This is a genomic window from Thermoflexus sp., from assembly GCF_034432235.1.
Lineage (GTDB): Bacteria > Chloroflexota > Anaerolineae > Thermoflexales > Thermoflexaceae > Thermoflexus.
In genome coordinates this window covers 72,247-88,809 of sequence record NZ_DAOUCJ010000079.1, presented here as the reverse complement: position 1 = coordinate 88,809, position 16,563 = coordinate 72,247, and the positions used below count along the sequence as shown (strand labels likewise).

General features: G+C 65.9%; 14 protein-coding genes. 8 read left to right on the top strand and 6 right to left on the bottom strand.

Annotation, left to right across the window (positions count from 1 at the left end; all coding sequences use genetic code 11):
• Positions 1-320: 320 nt before the first annotated feature.
• From VAE54_RS10200 to VAE54_RS10185, 4 genes are all read right to left on the bottom strand, one after another.
• Positions 321-1,196, bottom strand: coding sequence for a M28 family peptidase (locus tag VAE54_RS10200; protein WP_322801856.1), 876 nt, complete (start codon positions 1,194-1,196; stop codon positions 321-323).
• 47 nt (positions 1,197-1,243) lie between these two features.
• Positions 1,244-2,455 (bottom strand): 2,3-bisphosphoglycerate-independent phosphoglycerate mutase, encoded by a 1,212-nt coding sequence (locus tag VAE54_RS10195; RefSeq protein ID WP_322801855.1) that lies wholly within the window; start codon positions 2,453-2,455, stop codon positions 1,244-1,246.
• A gap of 87 nt (positions 2,456-2,542) precedes the next feature.
• Positions 2,543-2,941: a hypothetical protein gene (locus VAE54_RS10190; RefSeq protein WP_322801854.1), complete on the bottom strand. Its 399-nt coding sequence runs from the start codon at positions 2,939-2,941 to the stop codon at positions 2,543-2,545.
• A 274-nt stretch (positions 2,942-3,215) separates the two neighbouring features.
• Positions 3,216-3,407, bottom strand: coding sequence for a hypothetical protein (locus VAE54_RS10185; RefSeq protein WP_322801853.1), 192 nt, complete (start codon positions 3,405-3,407; stop codon positions 3,216-3,218).
• Between the two features lie 265 nt (positions 3,408-3,672).
• Between VAE54_RS10185 and VAE54_RS10180 the strand changes: the two genes are divergently transcribed.
• From VAE54_RS10180 to VAE54_RS10150, 7 genes are all read left to right on the top strand, one after another.
• Positions 3,673-5,877, top strand: coding sequence for a hypothetical protein (locus VAE54_RS10180; RefSeq protein WP_322801852.1), 2,205 nt, complete (start codon positions 3,673-3,675; stop codon positions 5,875-5,877).
• 86 nt (positions 5,878-5,963) lie between these two features.
• A complete protein-coding gene (locus tag VAE54_RS10175) occupies positions 5,964-6,434 on the top strand; it encodes a zinc ribbon domain-containing protein (RefSeq protein WP_322801851.1) in 471 nt (156 codons plus the stop codon).
• A 143-nt stretch (positions 6,435-6,577) separates the two neighbouring features.
• Positions 6,578-7,567, top strand: coding sequence for an agmatinase (speB, locus tag VAE54_RS10170; RefSeq protein WP_322801850.1), 990 nt, complete (start codon positions 6,578-6,580; stop codon positions 7,565-7,567).
• Between the two features lie 48 nt (positions 7,568-7,615).
• Entirely contained in the window at positions 7,616-8,701 is a 1,086-nt protein-coding gene (locus VAE54_RS10165; RefSeq protein ID WP_322801849.1) for an ABC transporter ATP-binding protein, read from the top strand.
• A 27-nt stretch (positions 8,702-8,728) separates the two neighbouring features.
• Positions 8,729-9,868 (top strand): ABC transporter permease, encoded by a 1,140-nt coding sequence (locus VAE54_RS10160; protein WP_322801848.1) that lies wholly within the window; start codon positions 8,729-8,731, stop codon positions 9,866-9,868.
• A complete protein-coding gene (locus VAE54_RS10155; protein WP_322801847.1) occupies positions 9,865-11,073 on the top strand; it encodes an ABC transporter permease in 1,209 nt (402 codons plus the stop codon). The genes VAE54_RS10160 and VAE54_RS10155 overlap by 4 nt, the downstream gene beginning before the upstream one ends.
• 220 nt (positions 11,074-11,293) lie before the next feature.
• Entirely contained in the window at positions 11,294-11,971 is a 678-nt protein-coding gene (locus tag VAE54_RS10150) for an N-acetylmuramoyl-L-alanine amidase (protein ID WP_322801846.1), read from the top strand.
• Between the two features lie 87 nt (positions 11,972-12,058).
• On the opposite strand, the gene secF is transcribed toward VAE54_RS10150, so the two are convergent.
• Together secF and secD are read right to left on the bottom strand one after the other, a co-directional pair.
• Positions 12,059-12,988 (bottom strand): protein translocase subunit SecF, encoded by a 930-nt coding sequence (gene secF / locus VAE54_RS10145; RefSeq protein WP_322801845.1) that lies wholly within the window; start codon positions 12,986-12,988, stop codon positions 12,059-12,061.
• 57 nt (positions 12,989-13,045) lie between these two features.
• Positions 13,046-14,464 carry a protein translocase subunit SecD gene (gene secD / locus VAE54_RS10140; RefSeq protein WP_322801844.1) on the bottom strand — a complete coding sequence of 473 codons (1,419 nt, stop codon included), beginning with the start codon at positions 14,462-14,464 and terminating at the stop codon, positions 13,046-13,048.
• A 366-nt stretch (positions 14,465-14,830) separates the two neighbouring features.
• Between secD and VAE54_RS10135 the strand changes: the two genes are divergently transcribed.
• The gene (locus VAE54_RS10135; protein WP_322801843.1) at positions 14,831-16,549 is read left to right on the top strand and encodes an ABC transporter permease; all 1,719 of its coding nucleotides are present in this window, start codon (positions 14,831-14,833) and stop codon (positions 16,547-16,549) included.
• Positions 16,550-16,563: the final 14 nt, after the last annotated feature.

Here is a 16,563-nt window from a genome sequence, read left to right as displayed (position 1 = left end):
CAGCTCCTGAAGGGTGGGGAGCGGATGCAGCTCAGGGAATCGGGTCGACAGCGCCGCCCGGAGGACCGGCGGCGCCCACAGTCCGATCGCCCTCATCCGTTGGTCCTTTCTGATTTGCTGATAGCTCCCATTTTGGGCTTTCAGGTGCCTGCGGTCAAGGGGGATGGGCACAGGAGGGGAGAGATGAGCGGGGGAACGATGCCTGCCGGAGGTCGAGCGCATCGGAATGCTGGCATGATCGAGGGCCGCTGGCCTCCATCCAGGTGGGCGTTCCGATCTTCGGAGGGCCGGCCGCCCGGGGTCTGGCGCCGGTTCCCCGCTCAGGGCTCGATGAAGCGCTCGATCACCCGGCCGACCGCCTCCAGAGTGGCCGGGGAGATGCGGTCCAGGGTGTCGGCGGTGGTGTGCCACGCCGGGTAATCGAAATCGACAATGTCGACGGCGGGGATGCCCCGCTGGAGGAAGGGAAGATGGTCGTCGATCAGCGCCCAGCGGGGCTCGGGGATGAACCATGCCCCGTATCCGAGCTCCGCCGCGATCCGCCAGAGCTGCTCCCGCAGCGCGGGATCCGAGTTCCGCTCGTAATAGAACTGGGGATCGGCGTCCCCCACCATATCCACCAGGATCATCGCCGTGGGCGTTACCGCCATGGTGGCGGCGAAGTGGGTGGAGCCGAGGATCCACGGCGTTCCATCCAGCTCTCCCTGATCCTCTGCGTCGAAGAAGACCAGCCAGACCTCGTGGCGCAGGCGCGGGCGATCCAGGACGCGGGCCAGCTCCAGGAGCACGGCGACACCGCTGGCCCCATCGTTGGCCCCAGGGACCGGATCCTGAGGCCGCTCGGGATCCCGATCCGCCCGGCGCCGGGTGTCGTAATGCGCTCCCACCAGGATCACCGGCCCTCGCCCGGCCCGGGCGATCAGGTTGCGGCCGGAGATCCCGGAGGCGGTGAAGGGCTGGACCTCAAAGGTCCATCCCGCCCGGGTCACGTGGTCCCGGATGTAGCGCTGGACGGCCTCCCATCCCGGGCTGCCGGGGTAGCGCGGGCCCATGGCCAGCTGGGCCTGCACATGGCGGAAGGCTTCCCGGCCATCGAAGCGTCGCTCCGCCATGGGCGGGAGCGACCGGCAGGCGACAAGCAGGATCGGGAGGAGCAGGCGGATCGGACGGGAGGAGAGCGGGGCACCGGTGCGCATTGGGGATCCTCCCCCACGGGTTGGGAACTGCTCGATCCAGGGGAGCTTTACGCGCCCAGGCGGCTCAGGCGCCCCGCGTGGGCCAGGATCAACGGCATCAGATCCGTGGCCATGAAGATCCCCAGCCCGCCGGTCCGGCATGCCCGCTCCCCGAAGCCCGGAGCCCCGTCGGGCCGGGCGGTTCGCGGTGCCCACAGGAGCACCGGCACCGGGTGCCAGGTATGGGTGCGCAGGGCGGCGGGCGTGGAATGATCCCCCGTGATCACCAGGACGTCCGGCGCGCGCTCCAGCAGGATCGGGAGCGCGGCGTCCACGGCCTCGATGACCCGGACCTTGGCGGCGAAGTCGCCGTCTTCCCCCCGGCTGTCGGTGGGCTTGATGTGGATGAAGAAGAAGTCGAAGCGGTCCCAGTGGGCGACGGCCTCCTGGAAGAGGGCCTCCGGGCTGTCCCCGTGGGCCTCCAGGACGTCCATCCCCACGAGACGGGCGACCCCTCGATACATCGGATAGGCGGCGATGGCGGCGGCCCGGAGCTTATATACCTCGGGGAACGCGGGAAGGCGCGGCGGACGGTCGAATCCGCGCAGGGTGACCATATTGGCGGGGTGAGCGTCGGCAAGCAGGGCCTGCGCCTGGGCGATCCACTGGTTGATCAGGGTCGCGGTGCGCTCCGCCTCGGGCTGGAGGGGGCGAACCGGGAGGGGCGGCACGCCGGTTTTCCCCGGATCGGTCTCGGTGAGCGCCGGGGAAAGCCCCTCGCCCCGCAGGACCAGGACGAAGCGATGCTCCTTGACGGGCTCGACGAAGACGTCCACGCCTTCGAGGCGGATGGACCGCAGGCGCTCCACCAGGCGGGCGTTGACCTCCGTGGAGATGCGTCCGGCCCGCCGGTCGACGATCCGGCCCTCGGCGTCGACGGTGACGAAGTTGCCCCGGGCGGCGACGTCGTGGGGCTCCAGGGGGAAGCCGATCCCGAGGGCCTCCAGCACGCCCCGGCCCACGGGGTAGATCAGCGGATCATAGCCGAAGAGGGCGAGGTGGGCGTAGCCGCTGCCGGGGGCCAGCCCGGGTCGCACCGGGATATGCAATCCCAGCGTGCCTTCCGCCGCCAGGCGGTCCATGTTCGGCGTGCGGGCGGCCTCCAGCTCCGTGGGCCCGCCCCGCTCGATGGGCATCCCGCCCAGGCCATCCATCACCAGCAGCACGATCTTCGTCGTGCCTTCCGTGGCGAGCTCCGCGATCAGAGAGAGGTCGGCCATCGAAATCCCTCCATCGTGATGAGTGATGATAAGAATTGGGAATAGGATATGCCCGGATGCGAAGGGAAGCGGGAGGATGGGCCCCGCTCATTCCTCCACCAGGGACTGCAGGCGCTCCCGGAGCTGTCGGGCGATCGGGAGGATTGTCTCCGGCGGGGCGCTGGCGGCCGTTAGCGCCTGGAGCTGCTGGAAATCGGCTGCCCCCTGTTGCACGTCCATCGGGCGGGCGAGGGCCAGATGGCCAGCGGCTTTCTCAAAGGCCGACTGAGCCCGCTGCAATGCCCCCCGGGCCTCGCCGGGAGCGGCTGGGTAGGTTTCCAGGAATCGATCCAGCTGGCGGATCGCTTCCTGGAGCTCCCGGCGGGCCAGGACAGCCGTCTCCGCTTCGGTGCGGGGCCGCAATCCCCAGACCAGCCCGCCCAGCAGCCCGAACCCGGTCGCCAGCCCGGCCAGGACCAGCGGCCATTGGGCACGGAGCCATGACATGACGAAACCTCCGGGACCTATGGATCTTCGCGTCTCCATCTTAACGAGATCTCCGGCTTGCGTCCAGGGGATTCGTGGGAGAGCGAGGGGAGATCCATGGTGCCATGCCCCAGGGGCCTGAAACCAGACGAGGGTCGGGAAGGGCTCTCCCGACCCCCGCCGGATCGTTCGGAGCCGTGCAGTTCTCAGAGGATCTTCGCCGGCTCCCGGAGCTCTCCACGGGGCCCCAGGAGCCCCATTTCGGCCTGCTCGGCGGCCTCCTCGGCCTCCCGCGTCACCCGCAGCCCGTAGATATCGTCCACACTGGCCCCTCCAGGCCTGCCCGGCTGGCCCATGCCCGCACGTGATCTGCGGGGAGCCGGAACTTCACCTCCGTCAGCAGCCGCTGACGCAACGTCTCCAGCCACTGGGGATGCTTGTCCAGGAGGCGGATCAGATCATCCAGGTCCCGAACCGTGAACGCCATGTCGCTTTCCCCGCAGGCTCGCGCTCATTTTATCACGGAAGCATGGCAGCAGCCAGCCCCCTGCCCTGCTATGATGGAGCCCGGAGGGGGCCCATGAGGCTCATTGGCGGATCGGTGGGGGAGGCGCTTTCCCCAATCCGATCGCCGGAGAGGCGGTGGGGCGGGAGGGTTTCCTTCGTATACAGCTCTCGCCTGTGATAAACAATGAAACGCGGGCGCCTCCGATCATGCCATACTTCCCATACTTCGGCGGAGGCCGGAAGCGATGCGGCCTGTTTACGGGTTGCTGATCTCTTTCCTGATCATCGGGGTTCTTTTCCAGATCGTGACACCGCTGTTTGAGACGCCGGATGAGATCTGGCATGTCGGGATGGCGGCGCACCTGGCCCGGGGCGGCGGGTTGCCAGTGCAGCGGCCCGGCGAGGAGACACCGTGGCGGCAGGAGGGCAGCCAGCCGCCGCTCTATTACACGCTGCTGGCCGCTCTGACCCGCCTCCTCCAGCTGCCTCTGGGCGATCTGGAGGCGGTGCGGCTGGAGAACCGGCATGCCGCGCCGGGGAACGCGGAGCTCCCTGACAACAAGAACATGGTCCTGCACGGCTCATGGGAACGATTCCCCTGGCGTGGAGCTGTGGGCACGCTCCATATATGGCGTCTTCTCTCCCTGCTCCTCGGAGCGACCACCGTGGGGGCGGCCTACGCCGCGGTCCGAGTAATGGCTCCAGGCCGGCCGCGGTGGGCGCTGGGGGCCGCCGCACTGACCGCCTGGAACCCGATGTTCCCCTTCATCATGGGCGCTATCAATAACGACACGCTCATCAACGCCCTGTCCGCATTGACCCTCTGGCAGCTGGCCCGCCTCTGGCGCTACGGAATGAGCAGCCCCCGCGCTCTCCTTCTCGGGCTCCTGCTGGGGCTGGCGGCGCTGAGCAAGCTGAGCGGCCTGGCCCTCTGGGCCTTCACCGCAGGGGTCCTCTTCGTTCTCGTCCGGAAAGGCCGGCTCCGCCTTCCCGAGCTGCTCCGATATGGAGGGCTGATCTATGGGATAGCCATCGCCCTCTCCGGGTGGTGGTTCCTGCGCAACTGGGTGCTGTATGGGGATCCCACCGGCCTGAACGTGATGCTGGAGATCTTCGGCCGCCGCACAGTCTCTCCCGTGCAGCTGCTCGCTGAGGCCCGGGGCTTCGTCTGGTCCTTCTGGGCGGTCTGGGGCTGGTTCAACATCCTGGCGGATCCGCCGGTGTATCTCTTCCTCGAAGCCTGGCTGTTGCTATCGGCCATCGGGGCGATGCTGTCGATGGGCGAGGCGTGGAGGAAGCCAGACCCCGAAGCCCGGGCACTCTGGGCCGGTGCCCTCGGCTACACCGGCCTGGTCTTCGCTGGATTGGTGCGGTGGACCTCCATGACCTCCGCCTCTCAGGGGCGGCTGATGTTCCCGGCCATCGGCCCCATCGCCTGGATGCTCTGGGTGGGTTGGGAACATATCGTGGATCGCTGGCTTCCCCGAGGTTGGACCGTCGGGCGTTGGGCTCCTGCCGTGATCTGGATGGCGATCGCGTGGATCGCCCCGGTGCGCTACATCCTGCCCACGTATGCTGGCCCCATGTCGATCGCGGATCTCCCCCCAGAAGCCCGCCAGGTGGAGGTGACGTTTAATCGTCATCTGCGCCTGCTCGGTTATCTCCCCGGGGCTGCGAGGCCCGGTGGCTCCCTCACGCTCACCCTGTTCTGGGAGTGCCTGCAGTCCACCGAGCAGCCCTGGAGCGTCTTCCTCCACCCGGTTCTCACTCCGCGGGTTCGCGACGTTCGGCAGGTCGATCGCCATCCGGGGAGGGGCCTGTTCTCCACCACCGATTGTCGTCCGGGCTTCCGGTTCGCTGATCCTTACTGGGTCCCTATCGGCGCGCAAAACGAGGTCCCCACCATGATCCGCCTGCACGTCGGCCTCTACGATGCGAAGACCGGCTGGGTGGCCCCGGCGTGGGACGGCCAGGGTCGACCGATCCCGTATGTGATCCTGGAAGCCGGGAAGCTGCGCGGGACGATGCATCTTTCTCCAGTGGAGCCCCTGGATGTGCGGGTTGGGCCGGCCCGGGTGATCGGGGTGGATCGCCCGGCGGAGGCCCGGGCGGGGGAGACCATTACGGTGACCCTTTACTGGGAGGTGGAGGCGGCCTCTGGAGAGGACTGGCGGGTTTTCGTGCATCTGGGGGATCCCGATCGTCCGCCCCGGGCTCAGCATGATGGCCCTCCGGCTCTGGGGGAGTTGCCCTCCGGATGGTGGGAGCCCGGCGATCGCTTCGCGGATCCACATCCTCTTCGGATCCCCGTGGATCTGCCCCCCGGCCTCTACAGTCTGCGCGCCGGCCTCTACCGGCCGGATGGGGGGCGCGCCGAGGTCATCGAGTCGAACGGCGAGCGGCCACCCCATCGGGCGGTGGAGCTGGGGGCGATTCGGGTGCTCCCATGATCCGGGCGGCTCGATGTGGAGGTCCGGGAATTCGGATATAATTTCTGGCAACCGGACGGCTCATCCTGAGAGAGGATCTGAACCGCATGGATCTCAGCGATCTGATCCTGTTGCCTGTTGCGTTCCTGGGCGCGACCATCGCAGCCTTCTGGCTGAGCATGGTGATCTGGACCTTCCGGGATATTCGATCGCGGACCCGGGATCTGCCCACCCAGTTCCTGGCGACGTTACTGGTGGCTGTGCTGAACATCCCCGGGTTGCTGATTTATCTGATCCTGCGTCCCCGGGAGACCCTGGCGGAGGCGTATGAACGGGCGCTGGAGGAGGAGCTGATCCTGCAGAGCCTGGAGGAGATCGAGCAGTGCCCGGGTTGCGGCCGGCGGGTGAAAGCGGAGTTCGTCGTCTGCCCGTATTGCCACACCCGTTTGAAGCAACCCTGCCCGCGCTGCCAGAGGCCCTTGCGCCTGGAGTGGAGCCTGTGCCCATATTGTGGTGTCACCCTGGGCGTCCCTGTCCCGTCTTCCACCGTGCCGGCGTCTGCGCGAGAACATCCGTAAGATCCGGACTCGGGATGATGGAATCGGAATCCGGGGGATGGGATGGTCCGGCATTCTCGCAGTCCTGAGGGCCATGGAGAGCGGGCATCCCGCCTCCTGGATCGAAGCCCGGCTGTCCGCATATCCCGGTTACGGAGGGTGGAATGGATCGCTATCGGCCGCCGGATGCCCTGGAGTTCCCCCGCTTCGCGGGCATCCGCACCTTCATGCGATTGCCCCATGTCCAGACCACGGAAGGCGTGGATGTGGCGATCGTCGGGCTCCCCTTCGATACAGGGGCCACGTTCCGGGTAGGGGCCCGCTTCGGCCCCGAAGCGATCCGCAGCGCCTCCGTTCTGCTCCGCCCCTATCATCCCGTTCTCCGCGTCCACCTCTTCGAGCATCTTTCCATCGTGGATTATGGGGATGCGCCGGTTGCCCCAGGTTTCATCGAAGACTCCCTTCGGCGGATTGCGGACTTTCTGTCCCGGCTGACGCTGGCGGGCGTGATCCCCATCGGCCTGGGGGGAGATCACTCGGTGCTCCTGGGGGAATTGCGGGCGGTGGCGGCCGCCTATGGGCCGGTCGCCCTCGTCCAGTTCGATAGCCACCCCGACACATGGGACGCCTATTTCGGGCATCGTTATACCCATGGCACGGTGGTCCGACGAGCGATCGAGGAGGGGTTGATCCTCCCGGAGCGTTCCATCCAGGTTGGACTGCGAGGGCCGGTGTATGGTCCGGAGGATTGGGAGGCCGCGCGGCGCCTGGGGCTGGAGGTCATGTCTGCGGCCGAGGTGCGGGCGATCGGTCTGGAGAGCGCCTCCCGTCGGATCCTCCAGCGCGTCGGCGATCATCCGGCCTTCCTCTCGTTCGACATCGATTTCTTCGACCCGGCCTATGCGCCTGGAACGGGCACGCCGGAGGTGGGGGGGTTTACATCGTGGGAGGGGCTTTTTCTGCTCCGGGGGCTGGTGGGCCTTCCCCTGGTAGGAATGGATGTGGTGGAGGTGCTGCCCGCTTACGATCCCGGCGGGATCACCGCGTTGCTGGCCGCCAACGTGGTTTACGAAGGGCTGGCCCTTCTGGCCGCCCGCCGGCGGGACGGCCTGCCGCACGTGGCGACTTTGGGTGCCCGGCCGGAAGGGCTGTGATCTGCGCCCTTACAGGGCCAGCGTCATTCTGTTCCGGAGGGGCAGGGGATGGTGTTTGCGGTTGAGCTGCGGAAGGTCAGCAAGCATTTCGGCGAGGTCGAGGCCGTTCACCAGGTCAGCCTTCAGATCCAGGATGGGGAGTTTTTCTCCCTGCTGGGCCCCTCGGGCTGCGGGAAGACCACCACGCTTCGGATGATCGCGGGCTTCGAACGCCCCACGGAGGGGGAGATCTACATCAAAGGCGAGCGGATGAACGATGTGCCCCCCTTCCATCGGCCGGTGAACACGGTGTTCCAGCACTACGCCCTTTTCCCCCATATGACGGTCTTCGAAAACGTGGCCTTCGGCCTCGAGATGAAGCGCCTCCCCCGGGATGAGATCCGCCGGCGGGTGGAAGAGGCCCTGCGCCTGGTGCGCCTCACCGGGCTGGAGAACCGCTACCCCCGCCAGCTCTCCGGTGGCCAGCAGCAGCGGGTGGCCCTGGCCCGCGCCCTGGTCAACCGCCCGGCTGTGCTGTTGCTCGACGAGCCCCTGGGCGCTCTGGATCTGAAGCTCCGCAAGGAGATGCAGCTGGAACTAAAAGCGCTTCAGCATCAGGTGGGCATCACCTTCATCTATGTCACGCACGATCAGGAGGAGGCGATGACCATGTCCGATCGCATCGCGGTGATGAACCAGGGGCGCGTCCTCCAGGTCGGAACTCCTGTGGAGATTTACGAGCATCCGGCAACCCGGTTCGTGGCGGACTTCATTGGTGAGACGAACTTCCTGGAGGGGCGGGTGGTGGATCTGGAGCAGGGGATGGCCCGGGTGGAGGTCGAAGGATTCCCGATCTTCGCCGCGCCGTCGGAGGGGATTCATCGAGGTCAGAGGGTCACCGTGGCCATCCGGCCGGAGCGGATCCGTCTGTGCGCGGAGGAGCCCGGGGACACCCCGAATCGCTATCCGGGGATGATCGAGGAGGTCATTTACATTGGAACGGACACGCTCTTTCGGGTTCGGGTGGGCGAGCGGATCGGGCTGCGGGTGCGCATGCAGAATCAGGATGGCAGCGCCGCCATCCATCGCTATCGTCCCGGAACGGCCATCTGGGCGGCGTGGATGCCGGAAAGCGCGCGCGTTCTCATCGAATAGGGGGGATCCGTGTTCGGGATGGGTCTCATGAGCCGGAAGGGACGCTCTCTGGAAGTATTCGGGGCCCTGGTGCTCAGCGGCCTTCTGGCCCTGCTGATGGCCGGCAGAACCGCCGAACCGCCCTGGCGGATCCTCCTGGGCGGGATGGGGCTCCTGGATGCGATCCTCGCCGCCACGTGGATCCTCGGGCTTCCGGTGATCCCCACCCTGGTCCTGGTCCGGGCGGCCCTTGGGTTTGTCCTGGGCCTGGGGCTGATGTTCGCCCTGGGCCTGGCCCCTGGCCTGGGCCTCTGCCTCACGGCGATGGCGCTGGGGATCGCGGCCATCCCCCGGGCCCGGCTTCCCATGCTGCTGATCCTCCCGGGCGCTTTTTATCTGCTGACCTTTTTTGCCTTCGCGGTGGGCATCATCGCGGTGATCAGCTTCCTGAAGCGGGGGCCTTATGGGGGGATCCGGTGGGTGTTCGTTCTGGAGAACTATCAGCGCGCTCTGGATCCCCTGTATATGCAGATCATCCTGATCTCTCTGTGGATCGCGCTGGTGACCACGGTGCTGTGTCTTCTCATCGGATATCCGGTCGCCTATGCGATGGCGCGCGCCCCGGCGCGATGGCGCAACGCGCTCCTGATCCTCACGATGATCCCCTTCTGGACCAATTTCCTGGTTCGCACCCTGGCGCTGATGTTTGTGCTGCGCTCGGACGGCCCGATCAACGGCCTTCTGATGGCCCTCGGTCTGGTTCAGGAGCCCCTCTCGCTGCTCTTCACCCAGAACGCGGTCATCCTGGGCCTGGTGTATGGCGAGCTGCCTTTTATGATCCTTCCGCTTTATGCGACGCTGGAGCGCTTCGATTTCTCTCTGGTGGAAGCGGCCCATGATCTGGGGGCGAACGAATGGCATGCCTTCCGGCGGGTGATCTGGCCCCTCACGCTACCGGGTGTTCTCGCGGGATCGACGCTGGTGTTCATTCCCTCAGTGGGCGCCTTTATCACCCCCGATCTGCTGGGCGGGGCGAAGACGATCATGATCGGCAACGTCATCCAGTATCAATTCCTCACCGTCCGCCACTGGCCCTTCGGCTCCGCCCTCTCGCTGATCCTGATGGCGATGGTGCTGGCCGCCACCATGATCTATCTCCGCGTCGGCGGAGGGGAGCGCGCGCTATGAGCGTCCCGGTCGTCACCCGATCTGAGCGGGCCGCGATCCGCGCCCTGCCCCCTCTGGTGCTGTATGGGGTGGAAGGGCTGGAGTGGACGGTCGGCGGGCTGATCGCCCTGCATCTGGGGGGTGCCCTGGCGACGGCGATCCCATGGTTAACCGGCCTGGGCGTCCTGGGGGACCTGCTGGAGATCGCCCGTCGATGGACAGGCCCGGAGGGGCCGGGCTGGCCCCGGCTGGCCAGCGGCCTTCTGGCATGTTACGGGGCGCTGCTCATCGCCGGCTGGCTCTGGCGTCGTCCGGGGCGGACCGGGAGGATCCTGCGGCATCTCCTGACCTGGGGCTCGCTGACCCTGATTTTCCTCGGGCTGGTTCTTCTAGATATCCATCGGGAGCATGGGTTGCGCCGCTTCCTGCGGGTAGAGCCCTGGCCCGTTCCCGCCTTCCGCTTCGCCGCGGAGTGGCGCGCCGCGATGATCGGCCTGACTTTCCTCTTCCTGTATGTTCCGATCTTCATTTTGATCGCGTTCTCTTTCAACGCCTCGCCCATCGCAACGGTGTGGAAGGGTTTTTCCACGGCGTGGTATCAGCGGGTTTTACAGGACGATCTGGTCCTGGATGCAGTGCAGCGGAGCCTGTCCATCGCCTTCCTGGCTGCAGTGATCTCCACCGTCCTGGGGACCATGCTGGCTCTGGGGCTGGATCGCTACCGGTTCTTCGGGCGGGTGGTCCTCGAGGGCCTGCTTTACCTCCCCATCATCATCCCGGAGATTGTGATGGGGGTGGGGCTGTTGCTGTTCTTTGTCCTGACGCAGACGCCCCTGAGCGTGTGGACGATTCTGATCGCCCACGTGGCTTTCTGTGTGCCTTTCGTTTACGTCATCGTCCGCGCCCGGCTGGCGACCTATGACCGCACCCTGGAGGAGGCCGCTCAGGATCTGGGGGCCAACGAATGGGAAACCTTCCGGCGGATCACGCTTCCGCTGCTGATGCCGGGGATCCTGGGCGGCGCTCTGATGGCCTTCACCCTTTCCATCGACGATTTCGTGATCACATTCTTCGTCACCGGCCCACGATCCACTACGCTTCCTGTGTTGCTGTATTCCAAGGTCCGGCTGGGGATCACGCCGGAGCTCAATGCCATTTCCTCTTTGCTTTTCGGGGCCTCCATGACGCTGGTGCTGCTTTCCCTGATCACCCAGCGTCGTCGCTGACATCGGTCAGGATGCACGCCGCTGGGCTCCGGCTTTGATCCCTGTATATATCCTGAGCCCGGCGATCCCGTCTTGCCCTTGAGTGGATCCGCCATGGATTCGGATGGGTGAAGCGATGGCCACTGGATCGCGTTCCACAAAGGAGCTTCGAAAACGGGCCCGATCACCGATGGCGTATCCTCGCTCAACCGACAGGGTTCGAGGGCCCCAGAGGTTGCCTTTGCGAACTCTCATCCTGTTGCTGTTTCCCGAGCTGCTGATCGCGGCGTTTCTCGGTGGACGGGAAAGCTACCGGAGGATTTCTGCGGCTCTATCGGGCCATCCGGTGTATATCACGGCTCAGCCGTTGTCTCCCTCCCGGTCGCCCCGGGTGGGCCTGGTCGCCGGGCATCTGGGGCACGATAGCGGGGCGGTTTGCGCGGACGGGCTCACGGAGGTGGAGGTGAACACCGCGATCGCCCGGGAGGTGGCCCGTCGTCTGGAGGCGCTGGGATACACGGTGGATATCCTGGAAGAGTTCGACGCGCGACTTCATGGATACCGCGCGGCCGCTCTGCTCTCGATCCATGCCGATTCCTGTGAATACATCAATGAGCTGGCGACCGGCTTCAAAGTCGCGCGGGCCCAGGCCGATATGGTGCCGGAGCAGAGCGATCGCCTGGTGGCCTGTCTGGTCTCCGCTTACGGTCGGAGCACCGGGTTGCGTTTCCATGCGGACAGCATCACCTACGATATGACGGACTACCACGCGTTCCGGGAGATCGCGCCGGAGACCCCCGCGGCGATTATCGAGACCGGTTTCCTTTACCTGGATCGGGAGCTTCTCACCCGGGGGCGGGAGCGCGTGGTGGAAGGGATTGTGGAGGGATTGCGGTGCTTTCTGGAAGGGGGCGAATGAGAAAATCGGCGGCGACCCGAAGCCGCCGCCGATTTTCTCCAGGGGCTCACCCGTTGAGAGATCGTGGAAGGTCAGTGGCTTTGCCCTTCAATGGACGGGCTGCTCCGCCGGACGGCGGAACCAGGTCCGCCACTCCCGTTTCTCCCAGACCACCAGGATGGGCGCCGCGTTGAAGATGGAGGAATAGGTTCCGCTGATCATCCCGATCAGCAGCGTGGCGATGAACTGGCGGATGGTCGTCCCCCCGAAGAGGAGCAGGGCGACCAGGGTGAAGATCAATGTGAGCTGGGTGTTGATCGATCGATCCAGGGTTTGCAGGATGCTGTGGTTGACGATCCGCTCATAGGGTTCGCCGCGGTAGCGGATGAGGTTCTCGCGGATGCGGTCGAACACCACAATGGAGTCGTGGACCGAGAACCCGATCACCGTCAGCACGGCGGTGAGGAAGAGGGCGTCCACCTCCCAGCCGAAGACCTTGCCGAAGATCGAGGCGGTCCCCACCACCACGGCCACATCGTGCAGCAGGGCCAGGACGGCCGCGACGCCGTAGCGGAAGGCGTGGGGGATCTGGCGGAAGGCGAAGGTGAGATAGAGCATGATGGCCAGGGAGGCCATGGCCACCGCCACCAGGGCGCCCCGGGTCACCTCAGCGCCCACCGTGGGCCCCACCGATTCGAAACGCTCCATGACGATCTCCCCATAACGGGAGCGCAGGGCCTCCTCCAGGCGGGTCTTGGTCGGCGCGTCGATTTCCCGGGTGCGGATGATCAGGGTGCCCTGGAGGGATGGCTGGACCCGGATATCAGCAACGTTAAACCCGGTGATCTGCCCGACCACCCCGATGACCTCCTCGCTGGAGGCGGCCACGCCCGGCGGGAGCCGGATCTCCATCAGCGAGCCGCCGGTGTAATCGATGGCCAGCGGTAACCCGTAAAGGGCCAGGGAGATCAGGCCCGGAATGATCACCAGAAGCGAAAGGGCGAAATACCAGTAGCGCTTGCCGATGATGTCGATCATCCCCTGCCTCCCGGAATCTTTTCCCCTCACGGAAAGCACAAAGGTGAAGTGCGCTTTTCAGATCCCGAACCAGCGCCCATGGGCCTGGGCGCTGAGACGATCCAGCAAGACGTGTAGAAAGGCCCGCGTGACCCAGATGCCGGTGAACAGGCTGGCGGCCACCCCGATCGCCAGGGTGAGGGCGAATCCCCGCACCATGCTCGCCCCGAAGTTCAGGCCGAACACATACAGGATGGCGCAGGTGATCAAGGTGGAGATGTTGGAATCCCGGATCGAAGGCCAGGCGCGCTCGAAGCCATAATCGATGGCCATGGCGAGGGCACGGCCAGCGCGGAGCTCCTCCTTCAATCGCTCGAAGATCAGGATGTTGGCATCCACCGCCATCCCGATGGAGAGCACAAACCCGGCGATCCCGGGTAGAGTTAAGGTCACCGGGAGCAGCTTGAAGATCGCAAACACCAGGGCGGTGTAAAGGCTGAGGGCGAGAACGGCCAGGATCCCCGGCACCCGATAGTAAAGGACCATGAAGAGGGCGACGGTGGCGAACCCCACGATCCCGGCGATCAGGCTGCGGTGGATCGATTCCCGGCCCAGGGTCGGCCCGATGTTCCGGGTGTCCACGATCTTTAACGGCACCGGCAGGGCGCCATAGCGCAGGGTCACCGCCAGGGCCTCCGCATCCGCCAGGGTGCTCCCCGAGCCCATGCGGATCACCCCCTGCCCCTGCGTGATCGGCTCCTGGATCACCGGGCAGGAGATCACCTTCTTGTCGAGCACGATGCAAAGATAGCGCCCCACATTCCGGGATGTGTATTCCGCGAAGAGCCGGGTGCCTTCGGCATCCAGGGTGAAAGCCACCTCCGGCTGGCGGAATGGATCCAGCTGGGGTCGGGCGTTGCGCAGATTCCGGCCTGTCATGACCGTCGGATACACCCGCTCGGTCGGGCTGACCGGGGTGGTCCCGGTGAGCGGCGCGGTTTCCGTCAGCGCCGGGGTGGGGGTCAGCGTCGGCGTCCCCGTGAGGGGAACGGTCTCCGTCGTGGAGACGTCCAGGGTGGTGCGGATGACCGTGCCCTCCGGGATCGGGGCAGCCCCGGCGTCCACGAATTCGAGCAGGCCGGTCTGCTTGATCGTGTTCACCGCCTGCTCCAGGTTCGTGACCCCGGGGAGCTCCACCACAATCCGTCGGTTCCCAGCGATCTGCACCACCGGCTCGCTCACCCCCAGGGCATTGACGCGGTTCTCAATAATGCGCCGGGTATCCTCCAGGTTCCCCCGATCCACCGGCTGATTGGGCGGGACATCCGCCTCCAGGAGGATCTGGATCCCTCCCTGAAGATCCAGCCCGAGCACGGTGCGGATCTCCCGGCGGATGCCCAGAAAATCGATGGCGATCTGGGTTTCCGAGAAATCCACCCAGAGGGCGAAAATTGCCAGAAGGCCGATGATGACCAGCCAGAGGTTTCGGTTCCGCATTGGCCGCTCATCCTCAAAAATGGTTCCGGGCAAAGCGGTTTGATTATAGGGAGCGGAAGGGCGGAAGGCAAACTCTCCCCGGCTTGCGATCCCGGCAGGTTCTGCGCTGGAACGGGGGGTGAAGGCGGTCCGCCTCCCCTGAAGGCGCGATCGGTGGAACGCTCATGACCCGGCGATGGAGCCGCCGGGAAAGGCTTCCCTGCGCTAAAATGATATTCGGGCTTTACCGAGCTCGGCGGGCCCCGAAGGTGGGTCTGAATAGGGGTCACAGGCCCATGGGGCTCCAGGGGAGGGGAGATCCCGAGGCGGAAGGGGCCTCGCCTTGACCTTCAGGCTCTCGATCATTCATGGCGGGGAGCATGACCGATGCGGCGCTTCTTCGGGGCCTTCATCCCGATCCGTGTCGCCCTGAGCGGGGCGGACATCGGGATTCTATTGCTGCTGATGGCTGTGCTGGTGCTGGGGATGACCCTGGCCGTTCGAGCCCCGGCTGCCATCTCCGGGCCTGTGATCCGGTTGTCCCCGGAGGCCCTTCCCTACTATGCCGTTCGCTCGCTTTTGCGCATGGCGGCCGCCTACGCGCTGTCCCTCCTGTTTTCGCTCACCGTGGGATATGTGGCGGCCACCCAGCGCTGGGCAGGGGCCGTGATCCTCCCGGTGCTGGATGTCCTGCAATCCGTCCCCATTCTCTCGTTCCTGCCGGTGGTCGCCCTCTCCCTCACCGCGATCCTGCCCGAGGATGTCGCCGTCGAGCTGGCTTCCATCATCCTGATTTTCACCAGCCAGGTCTGGAACCTGACCTTCAGCTTCTATCAGTCCATGATCACCATCCCGACCGATCTCCGGGAGGCCGCCCAGATCTTCCGGCTGAACCCCTGGCTGCGTTTCCGGCACCTGGAGCTTCCCCATGCGGCCATTGCTTTGATCTGGAACAGCATGATGAGCTGGGCCGGGGGCTGGTTCTTCCTGATGGCGGCTGAGACCTTCACCGTGGGCGCCCGGGACTTCCGATTGATCGGTTTGGGGACCTATCTTCAATTCGCCGCGGAGCAGGGGGATCTGCAAGCCCTGGCCTGGGGGCTGGTGACCCTGGTGGGGATCATTGTGGGGATGGATCAGTTGCTCTGGCGCCCCTTGCTGGCGTGGGCGGATAAATTCCGGCTGGAAATGGTGGAGAGCGACGAGGCCGCTTCCTCATGGCTTTACGACCTGTGGCAGCGGGCCACCGTGTCCGAATGGTTCATCGAGCGGATCTGGAACCCTTTGCTGGAACGGGTGGATGCCGTGCTGGGAGGCTGGAGCGCGCGGCTTGTGGCCCGTCCGGCGCTGAACCCGATCCCGGCCTGGGTTTTCCTGCTCCCGCTGGTAGCCATCGCCGGCCTCGGATTCGCCTATGGGGTCCATGCGGCCCTCCGTCTCCTGAGCGCCCTTCCGCTGTCCAGCCTGCCTCTGCTCGGGCTTGCCACCCTTTCCTCTATGGCTCGTGTCCTCCTCGCTCAGCTGATCGCCCTGGCCTGGACCGTTCCTCTGGGGGTGGCCATTGGGATGAATCGGTCGCTGGCGGCACGGGTTCAACCGCTCATCCAGGTGGTCGCCTCCATTCCGGCGACCGCCCTCTTCCCGGTGATCCTGCTCTTCCTGCTCCGCCTCCCGATGGGCCTGGAGCTGGCCGCGGTTGCCCTTATGCTGATGGGGACGCAGTGGTATCTCCTCTTCAATATCATTGCGGGCGCCTCGGCGATCCCGCGGGATCTGATCTTCACCACGGAGATCCTGGGGATTCGGGGTCTGGAACGCTGGCGGGTGCTGATCCTGCCGGCCGTTTTTCCCTATCTCGTCACCGGCTTAATCACGGCCAGCGGAGGGGCCTGGAACGCGACGATCGTGGCGGAGTACGTGGAGTTCGCCGGGCAGGCCCATGCCACGCTGGGGCTGGGGGCGCTGATCGCCCAGGCGACCGGGCGTGGAGACTACCCCATGCTGCTGGCCGCCACGCTGATGATGATCATGACTGTCGTCGCTTTCAACCGTCTGGTCTGGCGGCGTCTGTATGCGCTGGCCGAGGAGCGCTTCCGGTTCGATTGACGCAGGGGGCTTCC

Bases quoted from the DNA above. Each gene is read 5' to 3' on its own strand.
- VAE54_RS10200 (WP_322801856.1), bottom strand. From the start codon at position 1,196: ATGCGCACCGGTGCCCCGCTCTCCTCCCGTCCGATCCGCCTGCTCCTC.
- VAE54_RS10195 (WP_322801855.1), bottom strand. From the start codon at position 2,455: ATGGCCGACCTCTCTCTGATCGCGGAGCTCGCCACGGAAGGCACGACG.
- VAE54_RS10190 (WP_322801854.1), bottom strand. From the start codon at position 2,941: ATGTCATGGCTCCGTGCCCAATGGCCGCTGGTCCTGGCCGGGCTGGCG.
- VAE54_RS10185 (WP_322801853.1), bottom strand. From the start codon at position 3,407: ATGGCGTTCACGGTTCGGGACCTGGATGATCTGATCCGCCTCCTGGAC.
- VAE54_RS10180 (WP_322801852.1), top strand. From the start codon at position 3,673: ATGCGGCCTGTTTACGGGTTGCTGATCTCTTTCCTGATCATCGGGGTT.
- VAE54_RS10175 (WP_322801851.1), top strand. From the start codon at position 5,964: ATGGATCTCAGCGATCTGATCCTGTTGCCTGTTGCGTTCCTGGGCGCG.
- speB (WP_322801850.1), top strand. From the start codon at position 6,578: ATGGATCGCTATCGGCCGCCGGATGCCCTGGAGTTCCCCCGCTTCGCG.
- VAE54_RS10165 (WP_322801849.1), top strand. From the start codon at position 7,616: ATGGTGTTTGCGGTTGAGCTGCGGAAGGTCAGCAAGCATTTCGGCGAG.
- VAE54_RS10160 (WP_322801848.1), top strand. From the start codon at position 8,729: ATGAGCCGGAAGGGACGCTCTCTGGAAGTATTCGGGGCCCTGGTGCTC.
- VAE54_RS10155 (WP_322801847.1), top strand. From the start codon at position 9,865: ATGAGCGTCCCGGTCGTCACCCGATCTGAGCGGGCCGCGATCCGCGCC.
- secF (WP_322801845.1), bottom strand. From the start codon at position 12,988: ATGATCGACATCATCGGCAAGCGCTACTGGTATTTCGCCCTTTCGCTT.
- secD (WP_322801844.1), bottom strand. From the start codon at position 14,464: ATGCGGAACCGAAACCTCTGGCTGGTCATCATCGGCCTTCTGGCAATT.
- VAE54_RS10135 (WP_322801843.1), top strand. From the start codon at position 14,831: ATGCGGCGCTTCTTCGGGGCCTTCATCCCGATCCGTGTCGCCCTGAGC.